12 protein-coding genes are annotated in these 22,270 nt (G+C 26.3%); 5 read left to right on the plus strand and 7 right to left on the minus strand.

Going from position 1 to position 22,270, the window contains the following annotated elements:
* Positions 1–259: 259 nt before the first annotated feature.
* From MSCUN_RS04210 to MSCUN_RS04220, 3 genes are all read left to right on the plus strand, one after another.
* Positions 260–2,005 carry a helicase C-terminal domain-containing protein gene (locus MSCUN_RS04210; RefSeq protein ID WP_095607960.1) on the plus strand — a complete coding sequence of 582 codons (1,746 nt, stop codon included), beginning with the start codon at positions 260–262 and terminating at the stop codon, positions 2,003–2,005.
* Positions 2,006–2,084: 79 nt separating this feature from the next.
* The gene (locus MSCUN_RS04215) at positions 2,085–3,929 is read left to right on the plus strand and encodes an ATP-dependent DNA helicase (RefSeq protein ID WP_095607961.1); all 1,845 of its coding nucleotides are present in this window, start codon (positions 2,085–2,087) and stop codon (positions 3,927–3,929) included.
* Positions 3,930–3,993: 64 nt separating this feature from the next.
* Positions 3,994–4,341: a hypothetical protein gene (locus MSCUN_RS04220; RefSeq protein WP_095607962.1), complete on the plus strand. Its 348-nt coding sequence runs from the start codon at positions 3,994–3,996 to the stop codon at positions 4,339–4,341.
* Between the two features lie 826 nt (positions 4,342–5,167).
* Here the strand turns inward: MSCUN_RS04220 and MSCUN_RS04225 are convergent.
* The 3 genes from MSCUN_RS04225 to MSCUN_RS04235 form a co-directional block, all read right to left on the minus strand.
* Positions 5,168–6,334 carry an aspartate aminotransferase family protein gene (locus MSCUN_RS04225; RefSeq protein WP_095607963.1) on the minus strand — a complete coding sequence of 389 codons (1,167 nt, stop codon included), beginning with the start codon at positions 6,332–6,334 and terminating at the stop codon, positions 5,168–5,170.
* Positions 6,335–7,441: 1,107 nt separating this feature from the next.
* Entirely contained in the window at positions 7,442–7,777 is a 336-nt protein-coding gene (locus MSCUN_RS04230) for a hypothetical protein (protein WP_095607964.1), read from the minus strand.
* A 439-nt stretch (positions 7,778–8,216) separates the two neighbouring features.
* Complete coding sequence (locus tag MSCUN_RS04235; RefSeq protein WP_095607965.1) at positions 8,217–8,396, minus strand: hypothetical protein; 180 nt, start codon at positions 8,394–8,396, stop codon at positions 8,217–8,219.
* Between the two features lie 1,101 nt (positions 8,397–9,497).
* Here MSCUN_RS04235 and MSCUN_RS04240 point away from each other — a divergent pair.
* Complete coding sequence (locus tag MSCUN_RS04240) at positions 9,498–9,929, plus strand: peptidylprolyl isomerase (RefSeq protein ID WP_095607966.1); 432 nt, start codon at positions 9,498–9,500, stop codon at positions 9,927–9,929.
* 157 nt (positions 9,930–10,086) lie between these two features.
* Here the strand turns inward: MSCUN_RS04240 and MSCUN_RS04245 are convergent, their stop codons facing one another.
* The 4 genes from MSCUN_RS04245 to argF form a co-directional block, all read right to left on the minus strand.
* The gene (locus MSCUN_RS04245; protein ID WP_095607967.1) at positions 10,087–11,007 is read right to left on the minus strand and encodes a DNA glycosylase; all 921 of its coding nucleotides are present in this window, start codon (positions 11,005–11,007) and stop codon (positions 10,087–10,089) included.
* 112 nt (positions 11,008–11,119) lie between these two features.
* Entirely contained in the window at positions 11,120–12,043 is a 924-nt protein-coding gene (locus tag MSCUN_RS04250) for a hypothetical protein (RefSeq protein ID WP_095607968.1), read from the minus strand.
* 160 nt (positions 12,044–12,203) lie between these two features.
* The gene (hisF, locus tag MSCUN_RS04255; RefSeq protein ID WP_095607969.1) at positions 12,204–13,028 is read right to left on the minus strand and encodes an imidazole glycerol phosphate synthase subunit HisF; all 825 of its coding nucleotides are present in this window, start codon (positions 13,026–13,028) and stop codon (positions 12,204–12,206) included.
* A gap of 261 nt (positions 13,029–13,289) precedes the next feature.
* A complete protein-coding gene (gene argF, locus MSCUN_RS04260; protein WP_095607970.1) occupies positions 13,290–14,201 on the minus strand; it encodes an ornithine carbamoyltransferase in 912 nt (303 codons plus the stop codon).
* 609 nt (positions 14,202–14,810) lie between these two features.
* Here argF and MSCUN_RS04265 point away from each other — a divergent pair.
* Complete coding sequence (locus MSCUN_RS04265) at positions 14,811–22,073, plus strand: beta strand repeat-containing protein (protein ID WP_095608194.1); 7,263 nt, start codon at positions 14,811–14,813, stop codon at positions 22,071–22,073.
* Positions 22,074–22,270 lie beyond the last annotated feature (197 nt).

Raw genomic sequence — 22,270 nt, forward strand, 5'->3', positions numbered from 1 at the left:
ATTTAAAGTTTTTGTGTTTTTATTAAAAAAATTTTTAGTTCTTATTTTTTTTTATAAGTGTGAAAAAAGTATTCAAGTTAATATTTTTTAAATAAATTAAAGTAAATATTAACATCTTATGTATTTTCAAATCTATTCTATACATATATACTTTAAAATATATTAATTAATAACACAACAAAGTAAAGAAAACTAGTATTTAATTAATCATAACTTTAAAAAAAAATTAAAAATACTATAAAAAACAGATATATAATACATGAATACAATATTTTGTCCAGACTGTGGAATGCTAAAAAATAAATGTGTATGTTCAGATAAACAACAAACACAATTTTCTAAAATAACAAGACCAACAGATGATGAAAAAAAACAATTACAACAAGCACATCCTGATATTGACCCTGAAATAATAGAAAACTTCCCATTTAAAACAGCACGTGAAAACCAACTAGAACTAATACAGGAAATACTTGATGCATTTGATTCAGGAAAAAAATACATAATACTAGAAGCTGGAACAGGAACAGGTAAAAGTGCAATTGCTGCAACAATCGGACAAATTCTACAACCAGCATACATACTAACAATGACCAAACAATTACAACGTCAATATGCTGATGAGTTCGGATATGCACAGGTAAAAGGACGTAATAATTTCAACTGTCTTGATAGTGGAATGCTTAATAGTTGTGAACAAGGAACATGTCAAACAATACGAAAAACAGATGACTTTACATGTCCCCATGGAATAACAATAGAAAAAGCTGATAAAAAAGATATGACAAAAAATGATGAAGACTACTACACTACTCCCTTCACATTTAAATCATCAGAACACTGCCCATACTGGAATCAGAAATCCGCAGCAATAGAAGATCCAATAACACTACTAAATTATGATTATGCTTATCTTGAATTTAACTATGTACAACATTTCCAGAAAAGAAATGTAATGATACTAGATGAAGCACATAATATAGAAAATAAGATCATGCAAAAACTAGAACTTAACATCTATGAACAACAACTAAAAAAGGACATAAAAAAATCAATACCAAATGCATTTAAGAAATTCAATGAAGCATCAGAATGGTTAATATTCCTTGAAACAATACTAGATGCATACAATCAGCTTAAAACAGTACTTTACACAAAACAAAAAGCAGATCGTATTGAATCAACCAAAAGACGTTTAGCTGAGATAATTGAAAACATACGAAATAGTCCTGATGATTGGATAGTATCAGTAGATGAAGATCATGTCTCATTTAAACCACTTAAGGTTGATAAGTATGCTGAGAAAATGCTCTTCCAATATGCTGATAAAGTACTTTTCATGAGTGCAACAATACTAGATAAAGACCTGTTTTGTAAATGGCTTGGTCTTGATAGTGATGATGTATACTACATAAATTATCCAAGTCCATTTAAAAAAGAACAAAGACCAATACATATGAAACTAGTAGGACCAATGTCAAAACGAGCATTATGGCATACAGCACCAAGAACAATACCAGTCTTACGTGAAATAATGCAAAAACACGAGCATGATAAAGGATTAATACATACAAGCAGTTATAAATGCCAAAAATACATAACAAAACACATTCTAGATGAACGAATACTTTCACATACTCCTAAAAATCGTGATAAAACACTAAATGACTTTGAAAAATCAGAAAAACCACATATACTAGTAAGTCCTTCAATGTCAGAAGGAGTAGATTTACCATATGAAAAATGTCAATTTCAGATTATCTATAAAATACCATACCCATATCTTGGTGATAAACAGATAAATGAAAGACGAAAAATAGACCCACAATGGTATGCTTATAAGACAATAATGACACTAATGCAAGCATATGGACGTGGAATGCGTGCAGAAAATGATAACTGTGATACATATATTTTAGATAAAAACATACAAAGCTTGCTTAATAATCGTATGTATAAAAGACTTATACCAGACTTCTTTAAAGAAGCAATAATAAATGAATAAAAAAAAAAGACTAAAGTTTACCTTCCACTCCCTTTTTTACTTTATTTTATAAAAAAAAATTTTGGATGAGTTTATAATAATGAAATATGTAACAATAAATGGAAAAAAAGTATTAGAAGACATAAAACGTGAAGCATCAGATGATCAGAAATTCATCAACTATGATCATATACTTAATGCATTTAAACTAACAGATGATGAAGTATTTGAATGTCTAGAACAACTAGAATCACAGGATTTCATAGAATTAAATAAAACACTAAAAATACTTTCATACAAAGATATTGATGCACCATATAAAATAGTAGATAAAGAATACCTAAATACTCATATAACAAATCTTAAAAGACTAAAAGATGAATACTGCCCATTTATAGATGAGCAAATAATAGAAAACTATCCATATACCATAACACAACACAACTACCTAAAAGACATACAAAAAACATATAATCATCTGAAAAATTCTGATAAAAAATACATACTAATAGAATCAGAAGACACACTAGCCTCACAGATAATAACAAGTAGCATAGCAGAGCTAATAAATGATACATACATCATAACACATGATAAACAAAAAAATGAAAACTACAAACAAATAGCAAGATTTACTGAGTATAAAAATCGTGAAAACTTCAATTGTATGGAAGCAGGAATACTTGATATTCAAAATAATGGTCAATTAAAACGATGTAGTGAAGGTAGATGTCTTGAAAAACCAGATCTACTAGCTGATGAGGAATTTCACTGTAAATTTGATGTGACAGACAAACAACTACAAGAAAATCCTGACATTGTATGTTGTCCATATATTAACCATAAACAAAAAATACAAAATACAAACATTACACTCATAAACTATACTGATGCATTAAATGAATTAAACAATAGTACTCTACCTAAACGTAAACTAATAATACTTGATGATGTTCACAAGGCAGAAAAATATCTGATGAATCATATAGTATTTAAAATATCAAAAAATGACCTAAAAGAAGATCTAGCATATCATATGGATAACACCAAGCTAAGCATACCTGAAGCAATAGATAAGGTTGATGAAATACTAACTCTTTATAATAAAGCATACCATGCAGATCGTAAATATGAAATTAAACTTAAACTAATGAATCTAACAAAAACACTAAAAAAAGATCAGGATAACTGGGTTTGCATAGTAGATGATGAATATCTAACATTTAAGCCAATAAACATACAAAAATACACCCAAAAATACCTAACAGATTATGCTGATAAGATAATACTAACATCAAACAACATTCAAAATCGTGAACTACTATTAAAATGGCTAAATATAGATAAAAATGATGTAGCCTTCATCAAAGTAAATAAGAAAAACACACAACACACACGACCAATCATAATGAACCTAATAGGTGCAATGTCTAAGAAAAAACGAAACAAAACCAAGCCTAAAACAAAACCTGTAATACATGATATACTCAGACAATACCCAGAAAATAAGGGAATAATTTACACATCAGACATAGAACTTCAAAAATACATACAAGATGAAATCCAGGATCCACGATTAATATTTAACACAGATGATGAAAATATGATAAAAACATTTAATGAATCATCAGATCCACTCATAATTGTAACATCAGACTTTAATTATAGTGATATAAACTATGATAACGTATCATTCCAGGTAGTATATAAAATACCATATCCACCACTAAAAGATGAACAAATCAAACAAAGAAAAAATCAAGAAGAAGAATGGTACATATACCAGGCAATAAACAATCTATGCGAGATATACATGAAAGCATATGAAAACACAGATGATATAACAACAACATACATACTTGATAGTGGTATTAAAACAATACTAGATAATAAAAACTACATACAACTAATACCAGAATTCATTAAAGATAAAATAGAAAAATAAAAAACAACATCTAAAATATAAAATAAGTAATAATAGATCAAAAATAAGGGAGATATAGATAATTATGGGAAAACACAGAGAACTTTACTCAGAAAATGCACGAAAAGATCCACTAAGATTTATGATAAACTGGAAATATTTCGAAGAAATTAAAGATAAAATATACATATTTCAACTAGAACATCCTGATGTAATGGTACCGTATGCATTCTGGGGATTCCATTCACCATATAGTGATGATTCATTTAACAAGCAAATGAAAAAACTTATGAACACATCCGCACCACACATGAAAACTCATGAAGCATACAGAAATTCAGATAAATTTAAACTACCACTTGATTATACAATAGAATTTACAGAAAAATATCCAGAATTTAAAAAACTAATAATCTGGCTTGATGAATTATAAAAAAAATATAAAATTTAATATTTTAATTTGATAGCATTTTTTATAACAAAAACATTAATGAAAAATAATATAATTTGCAAATCACTTTAAAAAATAGAATAAAATATAAATAATATAAATTATCAATTCCTAATTATATAATAAATAATTAAGTGGATGGAAGTTTCTAATAAATTAGTTTATTTTATCATTCTATAAATAGCGAGTATGAATGATAAAATACTTATGGCACTAACCACAAGATTTTCAAAATCCATACTTTCACCTCCCTTTTTACAGTATTTTTGTAAATTTTCATATTATTTCTTTTAAATTAATTTTTAAAAGAATATAATTTTTTCTATGAAAAAAAAATACTATAATCTTTTTTAAATTTAATTTTTCTATTTAAACCTCCTAAAGTTAATTTTTTTTAGGAACTATAAAAATTATTTATAGCTTATTCATTTTTTTAAATTAAATTTATTTTTTCTAGAAACTTCCATCCATATCTCATTATTTATTGTCTAAACAAAAGGACTATACTTTATTTAGAATGATATTTCAGAATAAAGATTTAAAAAAAAATTAAATTTTTCCCGATTAAAAAGAGAGTTTAAGTCAAACCCTTTGTTATAATTATGTATTTATCTGATACTATTTAAAAGTTATAATTTTCTTTAAAATAAAAAATAGAGACTGTAAATTAGCCAACAGATAATCTTTTTTTTAGATTTATTATTGTAATTATAAAATTAATCCAAAAAAAAAATATAAGATCATTTTTCTTTTATATAATCATCTTTAAAAAAAAGGTAAAGTGGGGAGGGGAGGGTAAGGTGTGGATTTATGGTAGTATTTCATCGATTACTTTTACTACTTGGTCAATTTCTTCTTTTGTTATTATAAGTGGTGGTACTAGTCGTATTACATTTCCGTTTGCAACGTTTATTAGTACTCCTTTTTCTTGTGCTTTTGCAACTAGATCTCCACATGCATAGTCTAGTTCTACTCCTATCATTAGTCCATGTCCTCGCACATCTTTGATGCATGAATGTTTATCTTTAAGTAGTTCTAAAGCGTCACGGAAGTATTGTCCATTGTTATATGATTTTTCAACAAGGTCTAGATCATCAAATATGTCAAGTACACATGATGCTACACTACATGCTAGTGCTGTTCCACCAAAGGTTGATGCATGATCTCCTGGTTTAAATGCACTTGCAACAGTTTCTGATGCTAGCATTGCTCCCATTGGTATTCCACCTGCTATTGCTTTTGCACAGGTTGTTATATCAGGTATTACATTTGTTATTTCTGATGCAAAGAATTTACCAGTACGTCCAAATCCTGTTTGTACTTCATCAAATATGAGAAGTATTCCTTTTTCATCACATAATTTACGTAGTTGTGGTAGGTAGTCTTCATCTGGTACACGTACACCACTTTCACCTTGAATTGGTTCTACTAGTACTGCTGCTGTGTCATCTGTTATTGCATCTTCTACTGCTTTTATATCATTATAATCCACATGTTTAAATCCTGCTGGTAGTGGTTCAAATCCTTTCTGATATTTTGGTTGTCCTGTTGCTGTAATTGTTACAAGAGTTCTTCCGTGGAATGAATTATTCATTGATATAATTTCACCTTTACCTGTGTATTTTCGTGCAAGTTTTATTGCAGCTTCATTAGCTTCAGCCCCACTATTTGCAAAAAATACTCTATCATGTGGTGATCTTTCAACAAGTTTTTTAGCATAACTTGCTTGTTCTTGGGTGTAGTATAAGTTTGATACATGTATTAATTTTTTTGATTGTTCAGCAAGTACAATTGCTACTTTATCATTGGTATGTCCAATATTATTTACAGCAATTCCTGCTACACAGTCAATATATTCATTTCCATCCATATCATACACAATACATCCATGTGCATGATCTATTACTAAATCATAACGTCCATATGTATTCATCACATACTTATTTGTCATGTCTTCTATTTGTTGTGAATCCAAAAGAAATACCTCCGTTTTTTTTATTAAATATAATTTTTTTTTAATTTGTCATCTTTTAGTTTTTGAGATTATTTATAAATATATAAAAATAAATAATTTCTTTTTTTCATTTATATTAAAAAAATGTTTATTTAAATTCATTCTTTATACTTATAAGTTATATCTTCAATTACCTATAAAATTTATTAGAAAATTAGACTTTAAAGAAATCCTTTCCTATTTTTATAAAAATTTAAACTATTAATTTTAATTTATGTTCTATTAATAAAAAAAAGTAAGTTCAGATACTAGTTTTTTTATTCTAAAAGAAAATTAATTATACAAAAAATAGCTAATTATAAATAAAAATATAAATAAACCTATAAATAATTAAGAATCTGGTTATTTAATTAAATAATAACTCTCTTTTTTCTACTATTTTACAGAAAAAAAAATATTTTTCAAATTAATATTCTTAATTAAGATTAATATGGTAGAACAACTTGAAATAAAAAATGAACTGTAAAATTATATAAAAGTTAAAAAAAAGTTTTTTATAAAATTAAGAAAAAGTTTTTTGATTTATTATTAAGTTTTATAAGCTTCATAACTATTTGAAGTGATGATTAAAATTTAAAGTAGAAAAAAGGGAGGTGATTCCTGATGAATTTAAATGCAATCTATTATATTTTAATAGGTTTAGCTTTAATCATAAAAGGACTCATATTGATTAACTAACCTAAATTTGAATTCACAGTTGTTCTACCCTTTTTTCTAATATGTTCTTAAATTTAATATATTTATAATAATATGTGTGACATTTCATTGTATTTATATATTTCTTTATTTAATTATCTGGCTTTGTCAAAAACTTTGTGGGTTTTAATAAACTTTATTATGAGAGTTCCAATATTCTAATTTTAGGCTAAATCTCGTTAAAACTCCTTTTATTGTTTTCATTATTTTTTTAATTTCTTTTGGAAAGATTTTTTGGAACGTATTTTCTATTTTATTATTTGTAGATTCTATATTTTTATCATCAAAAGCGTAAGTTAAGTTTTTAAAATAAGGATAGATAAATTTCCATATAATCTTTGAAATACTATTTTTAACACTTTTAACATAAATTTAAAGCTTATCTAGTTTTTGTTTAGCTATATTACTATTATTACAATCTAATATTTTAAAAATATCTTCTTTTATTTTTATAATTTCTTTCTTTTCTTTTTTTGATACTTTTTCTTGAGTCAAATAATTGTGTATGTCTTTATTTAGTTTTTGTTTTGTGTGAAATTTGCAAAATTGGTGTTTAAAGCGTAATTGGTTTATTGGTATTCTATATTCAATTTTTAAATCTGTTGTTATTGATATTCTTTTCTGATTTTGTGTTGATTTTGATAAAAATTCTTTAACGTTCTTTTCTGACTCGTTAGGGTATATGTCAATAGCTACAATTGTATTCATTTTTTGGTCGTATAATGCAAAAAGATACTGTCATTTACCATCAATTTTAACCCAAAGAGTATAAAATAAATAATAACCTGAATAAGTCCATGATTCAGCCTTATTTTCATATTCATAAGCTAAAATAAAGTCTTCTATTCTTTGATGTGAAATCTCTACATTAAAGCTTTTTTTTAAATAATCTTGGATTTTATAAACACTAGATCCATAAATAGAGTATAATATTAATATTTCACCAATTAATGGAATTTTAATATTACAATTTGGTAAAACAATTTCGGATAAATCTGTATTAAATGTCTTGTTACAGTTTTACATTTATATCTTAAAATTATAATTTTTACATTACCTTTATCTAAAAAAAATAATTATCTTGTTGTATATCCATGTTTAGTTATGTTTTTACTTTTACAATGTGGACAAATTGGTTTAATATTCTCTAAATAAAAATATTCTGAATTAGAATTATTATTTTCTTTATTTTTTGAATTATTACAATTATTTTTTTAACTTTAGAATTTATTTGGATATTTTTTGAAATATTTTGAATAAAATCAAAAATTTTATATGGTATTACATCTAATATATAACTGAGGAGTTTTGGATTTTCGTTATTCATATTAAAATTTAATCTCCTCAAATTATATTAATTTTACTATCTTATTTTTTTAATTTAAAGCTATTTTTACAAAAAATTATTTTTAAATATCAAAAAATATATTTTTAAAACCACAAAGTTTTTGACAGAGCCTTATTTTATGACTCTAAAAGAAACCTTTGTAGTTTCTATTCAACAAAAGTTCATTTATTTTATCCTATATTTTCTTATATCTATTCTATCTAGAATTCTTTTTTCTGACATTATTCTATTTTTTTTAACATGTTTTGGAACTATTTTTTTCAAATAAATTTTCTATTTTATTTGCTGATTTCTTATTTTTCGTTTTCAATAGTATGTCAAATTTCTAAGGCTAAATCTATAAATAATTTTTCAATTTATGATAATTCATCAGCACTAAATTTTACAATCTTATTTCTTTAAAAATTCACATAATTTTTTGATAGATCCAAAAAAAATAGCTAATTATAAATAAAAATATAAATAAACTTATTTAGTAATTAGGAATGAAGTTATTTTAGTCAAAAAAAATAAACTCCTTTTTTCTACTATTTCACAGAAAAAATATTTTTTTCAAAACATATTCTTAATTAAATTTTTATTTTATAAATGGTAGAGTGACTTGAAATAAAATGGACTGTGAAATTAAATAAGTTAAAAAAAAATTAAAAAAGAAGTTTTAAATTATTCTAAAATCTTAAAGTCTCTAACTATTGAGATGTTAATTTAAGATTTTAAGTAGAAAAAAGGAGGTGATTCCTTATGAATCTACAAGCATTCTATTATATACTAATAGGACTAGCTTTAATCATAAAAGGGATCGCATTGATTAAATAGCTAGTTTGAAATCCTAAGTCACTCTACCTTTTTAATTTTACTGTTATTTTATAGTTAATATTCTAATATTTCATTGTATTTATATATTTTCTTTATTTATCATCCCTCACTTTTTTTTACTGATTATTATTAATTTTCTCATTTTTTGAAAAAATACTATTTATTTGAATAAAAGTATATAAATTATAAAAATATGATTTAATAAATAATACAATTAACTAAGCAAAAAAATTAAAAAATATATTAAATACTTAGGTGAAATCAATGAAAAAAGCAGTTATTAAAACAGATAAAGGTGATATTACATTAGAATTATATCCTAATGAAGCACCAGGAACAGTAGCAAACTTTGAAAAACTAGCAAATGAAGGATTTTATAATGGACTTACATTCCACAGAGTAATACCAGACTTTGTTATCCAAGGTGGATGTCCAAATGGAAATGGAACAGGAGGACCAGGTTACACAATTAAATGTGAAACAGAAGGAAATCCACATAAACATGGTACAGGAGCACTTTCAATGGCTCATGCTGGAAAAGATACAGGTGGAAGTCAATTCTTCATAACACACTCACCACAACCTCACCTTGATGGTGTACACACAGTATTTGGACAAGTAATCGATGGTATGGATGTTGTAAATGCAATCAGACCAGGCGATGTTATGAATGAAGTAATCATAATAGATGAATAAATAAAAAAAAAGTATTACAAAAATATTAGTTTTATATTAATAAAATTAATATACTATAAATTACAGAAAATAAAATAGAATTTAGAAAAATAATTATATTCATTTCTTTATTTTCTAACTTAACCTCCCCTAAAAATACATTTTAAATAACAATACACTATTTTTTAAGTTGACTTAAAAGTCCTGATTTTCTAGCATAATTAAAAAGATATAATTGAACATACCCTGAATATATACCATATTTATCCTGAGCATATGATGTAATCTTCTTATTTGATATTTTCTGTGAATTAAAATACAAATAACTCATTATACGATTTATCCATACATCTGTCGGAAATGATTCATATTTACCATAACCATATAAAAGTATACAATCAGCAACCTTAGGACCTACTCCTGATAATTTATTTAATTCATTAAATGCATCCGTGTAGTTCATATTAAATATTTCATTATGAAAATCTGGTTTTTTTAGTATCATACTGGTAGTTTCAAGCATTTGACTACTACGATATCCACTTCCATATGTTTTAAGATTTTCTTCTGGTATTTTGATAAATGTTTTTTCATCTGGAAATGCAGGATATTTTACATCATTAACTAAGTATGTAGGTCCATGATTTTTTCGTATTTCATGTATTGTTTTTGTCCATCTTTTAATTGAGTTGTTAGCTGATAAAATTGATGAAATTATTGATTCAAAAACATTATGTGCTTTAAATAAACGAAGTCCTCTGTTGAATTTAAATGTATCTGATAGCATGTCATCTTCTTTTAGGAATTTTCTAAATTCATCCATCGGATAGTTTAAATCAAAAATATAAAACAACTTATCATGTAGTAAATCTTCATTTATACTCTTATTTGAAAAATATTTCACATACAATGGATCATTTAGTTTATCTTGTCTTAGTGCTATAACAACAGGTTCATCATCGACTGTGATATTTTCATAGTACGTTTTATTATGATTTATCCATGGCATTTGACTTGTTTGTCCTGTATTTATTGTTAAATCAAGATTAAAATCTCCAACATATTCATCATTTTCTATAGTTATTTCACCATTTATCATTTAAGTTTACCTCCCATTAAAAGAAAAAATAGTATTATCCTTTTTTTATAGTCTAATTAAAAGTTTCTTATATAAATAAAAAAAATAGGAAAAAAAGGGGTGTGTGTTGTGTTTATAGGTTATCTGGGTAATGTAATTGTTTTTTATTAATCCATTTTACTTTATCATTTGGTGTTATTACAACCACATCAATTGGTCCACCTACTGCTGCTATTTGATGATCATCACCTATTATGCTATCTGTGTATTTTTGTATTGTAGCTGTTGTTTTTATTAGAAATACTGCTAGTTCTATTGCATCTTGTAGTGGTAGTGTACTCCATGGTATTTTATATTCAAGAAGTCCTAGTTGTTGTTGTATTTCTTGTTGTGTTGATCCTTGGAATTTTTGTTGGAAGAATGGATTTACAAATATTCGACCATCATATCCAAGTATTAGACGTGCTACTACATCTCCTTGTCCTACCCATGTTCCTCCATAATCATTAGGTTGTCTTTTTTGTTGTATTGTTCCTGGTATTGTAAGTTCAAAGATTTCTGTCTCATTATTCTCATTATATCCTGCTATTAGTATATCTACAGGTTGTAGTTGACATATTCCTTCTTTAATATTTCCCTGTGGATCACGTGCTTTGAACTTTATTAAATCATTTTGTCGTTGGATTGATATTAATTCATTTCCCATCATTGCAACTTGTGCTTTTATGTTTTCTTCTGTTGCATTTTGTTGTAATTCTAGTGGATATCGTTGTAAGATGTAGTTGTATAGTTCATTTGCTATTGTTTCAATACTTGTATTATCTTTAACAGTTTTTGCATAATCTGTAATGTAGTCTGCTACATTTTCAAGTTTTCCATCAGGTTTGTTAAAAAATGCTAGTCCTGCTAGAGATACTACTACTTTATCATTTATTGGAAATATTTTTGTTATATTTTCTGATGCTCGTACTAGATTGTTTCTTTCGGTTTGTATTTGTTTACTATCTGATGCTATGACTATTCCTTCATAGGTTGCTATATTTACGATAAGTGTCATTTTTATATCATCACCAATGCGATTTTTTTCATGTTTTTATGTAATCATAGTATTAATATTTCATAATAAGTATTTTTCCATATTAATTTATTTAAAATAAAAATAATTTTAAATTTAAAAAAAAATTTTAGATAAAAAAAAGGGGTGTATAGTGTGTGGGTTATATTCGTACTGGTATTTGTTTTTCTTTTAGGTACTCTTTAACTGTTGGTACTGGGTATTCATCAAAGTGGAATATACTAGCTGCTAGTGCTGCATCTGCTTGTCCTTTAGCAAATGCTTCATAGATGTGTTCTGGATTTCCTACTCCACCTGATACTATTACTGGTATTGATACATTTTCACTTATTGTGCGTGTTAAGTCAAGATCATATCCTGCTTTTGTTCCATCACGATCCATACTTGTTAGTAGTATTTCACCAGCTCCTCGTTCTTCACATTCTATTGCCCAGTTTACTGCATCTATTCCTGTAAATTCACGTCCTCCATAGATACTACAGTCAAACCAGCAATAACCATCATCAGTTTCTACATAAAAATGTCCATCGTTTTCTTTTGGATTTTCAACATATCGTCTTTTTGCATCAATTCCTATTACACATGCTTGACTTCCAACATGTTTTGATGCTCTGTTTATAAGTGATGGATCTTTTATTGCTGCTGTGTTTGTTGAGCATTTATCTGCTCCTGCTTTTAGCATGTTTACATAGTCTTTTACTTCTCGTATTCCTCCACCTACACATATTGGTGCAAATACATTTTCTACTGTTTTTTCTATTACATCTGCCATTGTTGATCGTCTTTCATGTGAGGCTGTAATATCAAGAAGTATTATTTCATCAGCACCATCTTCATAGTATTTAGTTGCAAGTTCAACAGGATTTCCTGCATATCGTATTTGTTTAAATTCAACACCTTTTACTACTCGTCCTTCTGGTATTTGAAGATCACAATCAAGACATGGTATTATTCTTTTTGATAACATTTTAAATTTTTAGCTCCCTTATGAAATTATTTATTATTTTATTATGTAAAAAAAAATGAAAAAAAATAGGATAGTTCCTCATTTTTTACTTAAAAAGTATCCTTTTCTTTATCTTATAATATGTTGTTTATATCTTTTTTAATTTTAGCTATGAAAAAAAAATATTATTTTAAATATATTAAAAAAAAAAGTGGGTGAAGAATTTAATAAAAAGTGTATTATGTATTCTTGAGGGAAGAGTTCATTCTAGGTATAATGTATTTAGTCTTCATTTAGCAGGTAGTATAATATTGCTTTTTGTGCATGTAGTCTATTTTCTGCTTCATCCCATATTGCAGATTGTGATGATACCATTACATCTTCTGTTATTTCTTGTCCTCGTATTGCTGGTAGACAATGCATTACTATTGCATCATCATTTGCTTGTGAGAGTAATTCTGCATTTATCTGGTATGGTTTAAATATTAACTCACGTTCTGCTTGTTCTTCTTCATCACCCATACTTACCCATACATCAGTATAAAGTACATCAGCATTCTCTACTGCTTTGTATACATCATGTTCTATTTCAATTTTAGATCCACTTTTCTTTGCTGCTTTTAGTGCCATTTTATATATTGCACTATCAGGCTCATATCCAGGAGGACATGCAACAGTCATATTCATACCAGTATATGCTGATGCAAGTAAAAGTGAATTACATACATTATTTCCATCACCAACAAATACAAGTTTAATTCCACTTAGTTTTCCTTTATATTCTTTTATTGTTAAAAGATCTGCAAATGCCTGGCATGGATGCTCAAGATCTGTAAGACCACTAATAATAGGAATAGTAGAATATTCTGCTAGTTTTTCTACATCATCATGATTTTTAGCACGTATCATGATACAATCAAGAAATCTTGAAAGTACTCGTGCTGTATCTTCTATTGGTTCTCCACGATTTAATTGTAAATCCTTACTTGAAAGGTACAATGGTGTTCCACCAAGTTGATGCATTCCTACTTCAAATGATACACGTGTTCTTGTTGATGATTTTTCAAATATCATTCCAAGGTATTTGTCTTCTAATGGTTTTCCTGTTATTTTTCCTGATTTAAGATCTTCAGCAATACTAAGTATAGTATCTACTTGATCTTCTACATCAGACATTGATAATAAATCTTTCATTGTAAATTACTTCCCCTTTTTTTTTATTAAATTATTTTATAGATAAAAAAAAATTGTTTTCCTTTTATATAGAAAAAAAATGAATTACAAAAAAAATAATTCTTTTTTCTTTTAATAAATAGATAATACATATATTTATCATACTTAATTATAAAATCTATCTACAATTTAAATAAAAAAATTAATACAAAAAATATACAATATTAATACAAAAAAAGGAGATACATATCTTAAAATTCTAAGATGATAAAAAAAAAGATATAATCCATAACATAACAACCCATTTTTATATTCTTTTTTTATTAAAATTAACACACCATAAAATAGAATTTTAATAATTTTCCCATAATATTATCTAATTTAAACTCACCAACGGGAGGGGGGGGGGGAATTTTATTTTAATATACTTCAATTACTTGATACATTATTTATAAGTTAAATATCTTTATATAACTTTTTTAATTAATATTTTGAGTAACTATTCATTCTATGTTTAGTTTTAATTAAATTTTCTTGAATTTTATCATGTTTTTTTTAGAAATAATAAAATTGAAAAAAGAAAACTTAATTATGTATTTTTTAATTATTTTTGGAGGAAAATGATTTTTTATGAATAAGAATAGTAAGTTTTTATTCGTAGGACTAACACTACTACTTCTTTGTATATCAATAGGAGCAATCTCAGCAACTGATATAAACGATACAACAACAAGTATATCAGATAACACAGTTGATAATACTCAAGATATGATAAGTAGTAAAATTGTAAAAACATCACAAGATGTTAAAACTACAAATAAAAACCCAACTAAAAAAACAAAACAAGCAGATAAACAAACCAAAAAAGAAGGAGAAACACTAATACAAACAGTAAAAGACTATAACGAACTAAAAGATGCATGGAACTACATTCAAACAAGTGGAGATAACATAACACAATACACAATAAACGTCAAAAATGGAGAATACAAATTTGAAGATGAAATAAAATCAGAAGCAACAACAGATACAAGATACATTACATTAAATGGTGAAAACATAAGCCAAACAATATTTGATGGATCAAACACTACAAGACTCTTTAACCTAAACAACACAAAACAAGTAATAAAATTTAACAATATCACATTTAAAAACGGACACAGCACTGAAGGTGGAGCAATAAGAGCTAATTCAACAACCATACTTAACAACACACAATTTATAAACAACAATGTATTTAACACTAATGCTAGTGCAAATGGTGGAGCAATAAAAATAAATTATAATACCCAAATTTACAATTCAAAATTCATAAATAATACTGCTACTTCTACAGCAGGATATGCTTGTGGTGGAGCTATTTATACTGGTCAAAATACAACAATTTATAACTGTGATTTCATAAATAACAGCGTAATGGACTTAGAACCAATTTCTTATTATAGCTCAGGAAAAGGAGGAGCAATATATTCATATGGTAGTTCAACTAAAACAACCTTTAATATTACATTTTGTGAATTTAGAAATAATAAAGCAAATTCAACTCTTCCATCATCTAGTAAAGGTGCTGGAGGAGCTATAAGTGACACAGCTTATGGTGCTTTAAATATTAATAATTGTAATTTCTTTAATAATTCTGCAAATTTTGCAGGAGCAATAAACTTTGATAATGCAGCAGGTTGGAATAAAAAGAATCCTGATCTTATAGGTTGTGTATTTGCAAATAATACAGCAGTTACAAGAGAACCTAATATCATGAAATCTTTTTCTTCTACAACAAAACTTAATATTGGTTCAGTTCTTTTTATGGACAATTCAGACACATCAATTATTGATACTTTAGTAAATGGTAAAAAATTACCAGTAATTAATCAAAAAACAAAAAATTTAACAATCTTTTGTTTAAGTAATACAAATGATTACTTTGGACCTCTTACTAACATGGGACGAGGACAATCATTACAATTAAAATCATCAAGCAACCTTATTAATACAACAGGTTTAATATTTACTCCTGAAAATGAATATACAGTTACAGTAGATATTAGTAAACTTCCAGCAAACCATGAAAACATAACATTATATGTTGAAAACGTAGAAGCTGTAAAAATAGTATGGGACTACACAAATGTAGAATTTAAAAATATCACAGCAAAACCAGGAGATACAATAACACTAAGTTCAACATTTAAAACATCAGAAAATAAATATATACCAAATGGAAAAGTAGCATTTAAAATAAATGGAAAAACAATAGGACATAGTAATATAAGATTTGGAACAGCAAAACTAAATTACACAATACCAGAAAATTACTCAGCAAAAGATTACATACTAACAACAGTATATGGTGGAAGCAGCCAATTTATTGAAACACATACTAACGCAACATTACACCTAACTAAAATTAAAACAACAACAAATCTAACAACCAGTATTGAAGGAAATACACTAAAAATAAATGTAGATCCAAGAGATGAAGATGAAAACACAGTAAGAAATGGAAAAATATGTGTAAAAATTGAAGGAAAAACACTACAAAACCTAAAAATAAACGGAAAAACAACTGTTAACTTCACAATACCAAAAAGTTGGAATAATCGTGAAATTAAAGTTCTTGCAATATATGGAGAAAATAACAATCACAAAGAAAGCAGAACTGAAATTAAAACAAAACTAATACTACCAAGTACAAAAACAACAAAAAAAGATGAAGCAATAAACAACTACTATGTATCAGATCTAACAGGATCAGATAATAATAGTGGAACACAAACCAGTCCATTTAAAACAATACAAAAAGCAATCAGTACAGTAAATACAAACAAACAAAATGCAAACATATACCTTGATGGACAATTTAAAGGAGTAGGAAATACTAACCTCACCATACCAGGAGATCTTCACATTAACTTTATAGGAATAGGAAACTCAAGTATAGATGGAGAAGTAAACTATACACTTAAATATAATCTTACAGATGGTGAATACTACTGGGGATCATCAGTAGAATGGAGACCATATGAAAATGGTAGAGGTAACTGGGCTATGAGTATAACTCGTGGAACTGGTCTTATAACAATATCTAACTTCACAATTAAAAACTGTTGGAATGCAGGTGGAAGTAGTATTGCTGCATATAAAACAGCAACAATTGATAACTATGGAAACCTTGCTGTAAATAACGTATCATTCATCTTTAATCATGGTGGAGTAGGAGCAAGTATACGTAATAATAATGGATCAAACCTTAATGTTACAGATAGTCTCTTTGAAGCAAACCGTAAAAGTAGTAGTACAGGTAACTATGGAGCAGGAATATATAACAATGGAACAGCAATAATAATAAACAGTACCTTCCAGAAAAACTATGCACGTTGGGGAACAATAACAAACGATAAAAACCTAACAATAATAAACTCAACAATACGCGATAACATAGGATACAATGGAGGAAGTACATACGACTCAGGAAGTTCAATTGCAATAAACACAGAAAATAGTAACTTCTATGAATCCCTTAGTCTTAGTGGTATTAACACTATAATTGATGGATGTTACTTCACAAACAATGATCAAATAGATATATATGCAGATTTAAGTCAAAATACCATCATAAATAACGTATTTAATAAATCAACTGGTATAACAATAAATGGAAATCAAAGTTTCACAATTAACATTACAAATAACACAATAGACTCACCAGTACCATCAAACATATACTCTAGTCTCACAAACACAAATCCATATCTAATCACACTTAGATTATTAGGTGATTACAAATACTATATAAATTCAAACAGAGTATTAAATGTAAATGGAACAAAATCAAGAGCTATGGAATTTAGTGGACATGACTCTGTAATAACAAATAATACATTTACACGTGAAATTACAATATCAGGAAATAACAATATAATTTCAGGAAATAATATTACAACAAGTATTGATGATTTTGCAATAGAATTAAAAGATTATAAAAACAACACAATATCAGATAACTATCTTGAATCTAAAATCCTAAAAGGAAACAGTGCTATAAACTACACATCACCAACAAACAAAGTTGAAAATAACAAACCAGAAGTTAAAGAAATAGAAATAAATGATGATACATTCTTTAAATTCTTTGATGATGATGGAAACTTACTTGATTCATATAATGAAATTGAACAAATACAAGTTATCGGATCACTTAATAATAAAAATATGAACTTTAACAAACCAATAAGTCTTGTTCAAAAAGGAAAATTCACATCATACAACATAACAATAAAAACAACAGCTGATATTGAATTATTAGTATTTAATATTACAAACACAAACCAAGAACCAATACTAACAGCAGAAAATAATGCAGAAGTTAAAAATACATATTTAGTAACAGATAATGAATATGTAATTGTGTTAAATGGCGAAAATAATACAATTGAAAATAATACACTTGTTGATGATCTTTTAGTTGGAAATGAAGCTGTAAAAACTGATAAAACAAATAATAATATAACATTAAATGTACCAACACATAAAAATTACATCTTATCAGCTGATAATTTTAATTCATACTTTAACACAGATGGAACAATAAAACTTGACGTTGAAGATATACACTTCCTAGTAAATGGAACAATAGAAAATAAAAATATTATAATTTCAAATAATAAAAATGTAACACTAACAAATTACCGTAATGCTAAATTAGTTAACACTACAATAAAAGCTGAAGATGGATCAACACTTAATATGAGCTTCATAACTGTTGAAAATAGTAATGATAAAACAGCTATACAACTTGGAGTTGGAGATCATAAAATAAACTACTGTAACATTACAACAAATGCAAACTTTGTAGATGTACGTGATGCAAATACAGTTGAAATAAACTATAATAATATAAAAACAATAGGATCAAACGATATAAAAACAATTAACATAATATCATTAAAAGGTACAGCAACAATAACATATAATAATATTACAACACAAAGTACAAATAAAAACTCACAAACAGTAACAATTAAAGCAACAAATAACCAAACAGCAAATATTATAATAGATGAGAACACAATATCAACCAATTCAAACAATACAATAGCAATAAATATAGAACATCAAAAAGCTATAATAAGGTATAATATATTAAATGTAACAGGAAAAAACTCAGTAGGACTTAAATTATCTAACATAACTACTCATAGTAGTGGTAGTAGATTACTTCAAGATAATAGTATAATTATTAATGATGAAAATTCAATCGGAATAATATTTGCAAATACAACATCAACACAAACTCATGATTTCATTACTCAGTATGTAATGACAACTATTTCCAATACCAATATCCAAGTAAATAACCAAAATTCAATTGGAATTATTATAAATAATGTAACAAATACAACTATAACTTCAGCTATAAAAATTAATAATGATAATAGTATAGCAGTAATAGTTAATAATTCAAATTATACTAACCTTAATGGTATGAACATAGAATCAAGTCTAAAAAATAATAATATAGCACCAATAATGGTAAATAACAGTAGCCAAACTAATATTACAAGATGTAATATTTCAACAACAAGTAAATATTCTATAATTATAGATGAAACATCACAAATTACAAGAGTTAAAAATAATACTTTATATTCCCAATATCTTGGAGATAATAGTGTATTAAATTTAAACATAAAATATAATGAAATTGCAGATAATAAACCAGAACTTATAACATACTTCTATCTTAATGAAGCAACATACAATGAATATTTTGATAAAAATGGTGATCTACTTTCTGATGTTCCAGAAAATATTACAGTACTTATAACAGGAAACTTATATAACAAAGTACTAAACATTAACAAGCCAATAAACCTAAGATCATATGCAACAATATTACATAACACCACACTCAATATAAATGCAGATAATACAAATGTAACAGGAATAACATTTGAAGATTATACAAAAATTATGATAAATGCAAATAATTGTAATTTAGAAATTAATGAAATAGACATTACTAAAGATGACTCTGATGCAATAATAACAATAAATGGAAATAACAACACAATAAACATCAAAGATAAAATTACTTCAACAGCTACAAATGAAAAATCAAATTTAACAATAATGAAAATAACAGGAAACAAAAACAAAATACAAATGGAATGTATTATCAGATCTTATAATTATAATTATGTACTAGGATTTTTACTTGATAATACAAATAACACAATATTAAATCATTCAAGTGCATTATGGCTTAGTGGATTAAATTCAACAGGAGTAATACTTAATAACTCAAATAACAATACAGTAAGATTAAATCAACTTGATGCATATTCAACTGAAGATTTCCAAGGAATTATTCTTACAAATTCATCAAATAATAAAATCCTTGGATCAATAAGAGCAAATAAAAATAATCCTGCAAGTATATTATTAAAACTTGAAAATAATTCAAACTATAACAAAATAGAAAATATGAATAATCGTGGATCAAATTTAAATACAACACCTATACAAATAATAAATTCACATTATAATAAGATATATGGAAACACTTTAAACTTTAATGACTATATTGGTCATGCAATAAATATAAAAGAAAGTATAGGAAACAATATAACATACAATACAATAACAACAGCATCAGTACAAGGAGATTTAGCAGTATTACAAGAAAACGAAAATAACACAATAAATAATCAAGTAAGATATAATTTTGCAAAATCTGGTTCATATGCATGGATAAATTCATTTACAACTTCAGGTGATGTTAAAGCATATCATACAATAACAATAACAGCAAAAACAGACAAAGAAGCAGGACATATTGTATTTACAGTTAATGATGAAGAAATAGGAGTAGTTGATGTTGTTAATAAAACAGCTATGATAAACTATACTATTAAACCATCAGATGGAGAATCACTCACCATAAATGCAATATTTGAAGATCCAGAACTCGTATACAGAGTAACATCTAGACAAACTACTGTAGCAATTGAAAAACTAGATTCCAAACTTTTAATGGCTAATACTACAAATAATGGTGTTAAAACAACAGCTACAACTATTGTAGTTGATGAACTTGGTAATATCATATATGATGGAAATGTAACATTCACACTTGGAAATGAAACACAAACTGTTATGATTAACAATGGTATTGCACAAGCAACCTTTGATACAAGCAACTATAAACTTGGTGAATATAACATTACAGCAACATTCAATGGTAATGATATATCTGCAGTCTCAAATAACAGTGTAACTCTTACAGTTGTACCTTATACTGTAAACGTTATTGTTAATCCTATAACAACACTTAGTGGAAATAAAGTACTGCTTACTGCAAATGTAACTGATATAAATGGTAATAAAGTTAACTCTGGTCGTGTAATATTCAAACTTAATGGTTGTACACTAAAAGATGCAAATGGTAAAACATTAATTGCAAATGTAATAAATGGTACTGCAACAGTTGAATATCTCATACCATCAAGTTACTCAGCTAAAAACTACACACTTACAGCTGTAGCTTCAAGTAGTATATACAACCGTACAGAATCAAATAGTACTTTAACAATTAACAAAACAACACCAAAAGCACAACAAGTGCCAATAAACGTTAAAAGAACAAACAACACAACAATCACACTTAAATTCACAGATAATAAAAACAATAACCTCATTGGTGAAAATAAAGTTTGTATAAAATTTAATGGAAAAACCATAATAAATACAAAAGCAACCAATGGAACTGTGAACATTAACCTGGATTTAACACAATACAAAAACAAAGAATATGAACTAACAGTTATATGTGGTGCAAACAATAGATACAACACATGTAAAAATGTAAGTACACTCATATTAGAATAGATAATTAAACACCCATAATCCCCCTTTTTTTATACTTTTTTTTTAATTTTAATAAAATTATATTATAAGAAATTTTTTTTTGAAAAATGGAATTTATCTAATTTTTTTAGGAAAAATAAAAATAAAATGATTAACATAAAATCAATTATATATTAATAAAAAGAAATAATAATCTTTTTATATTTTTTTGGGAGAGT

The sequence above is a fragment of the Methanosphaera cuniculi genome, assembly GCF_003149675.1.
In the GTDB taxonomy this organism is placed as follows: Archaea; Methanobacteriota; Methanobacteria; order Methanobacteriales; family Methanobacteriaceae; genus Methanosphaera; species Methanosphaera cuniculi.

What these genes read in the sequence shown, in the direction of transcription:
- MSCUN_RS04230 (WP_095607964.1), bottom strand. Translation starts at nt 7,777, where the DNA reads ATGAATACAATTGTAGCTATTGACATATACCCTAACGAGTCAGAAAAG.
- hisF (WP_095607969.1), bottom strand. Translation starts at nt 13,028, where the DNA reads ATGTTATCAAAAAGAATAATACCATGTCTTGATTGTGATCTTCAAATA.
- MSCUN_RS04265 (WP_095608194.1), top strand. Translation starts at nt 14,811, where the DNA reads ATGAATAAGAATAGTAAGTTTTTATTCGTAGGACTAACACTACTACTT.
- MSCUN_RS04250 (WP_095607968.1), bottom strand. Translation starts at nt 12,043, where the DNA reads ATGACACTTATCGTAAATATAGCAACCTATGAAGGAATAGTCATAGCA.
- MSCUN_RS04215 (WP_095607961.1), top strand. Translation starts at nt 2,085, where the DNA reads ATGAAATATGTAACAATAAATGGAAAAAAAGTATTAGAAGACATAAAA.
- argF (WP_095607970.1), bottom strand. Translation starts at nt 14,201, where the DNA reads ATGAAAGATTTATTATCAATGTCTGATGTAGAAGATCAAGTAGATACT.
- MSCUN_RS04220 (WP_095607962.1), top strand. Translation starts at nt 3,994, where the DNA reads ATGGGAAAACACAGAGAACTTTACTCAGAAAATGCACGAAAAGATCCA.
- MSCUN_RS04235 (WP_095607965.1), bottom strand. Translation starts at nt 8,396, where the DNA reads ATGAATAACGAAAATCCAAAACTCCTCAGTTATATATTAGATGTAATA.
- MSCUN_RS04240 (WP_095607966.1), top strand. Translation starts at nt 9,498, where the DNA reads ATGAAAAAAGCAGTTATTAAAACAGATAAAGGTGATATTACATTAGAA.
- MSCUN_RS04245 (WP_095607967.1), bottom strand. Translation starts at nt 11,007, where the DNA reads ATGATAAATGGTGAAATAACTATAGAAAATGATGAATATGTTGGAGAT.
- MSCUN_RS04210 (WP_095607960.1), top strand. Translation starts at nt 260, where the DNA reads ATGAATACAATATTTTGTCCAGACTGTGGAATGCTAAAAAATAAATGT.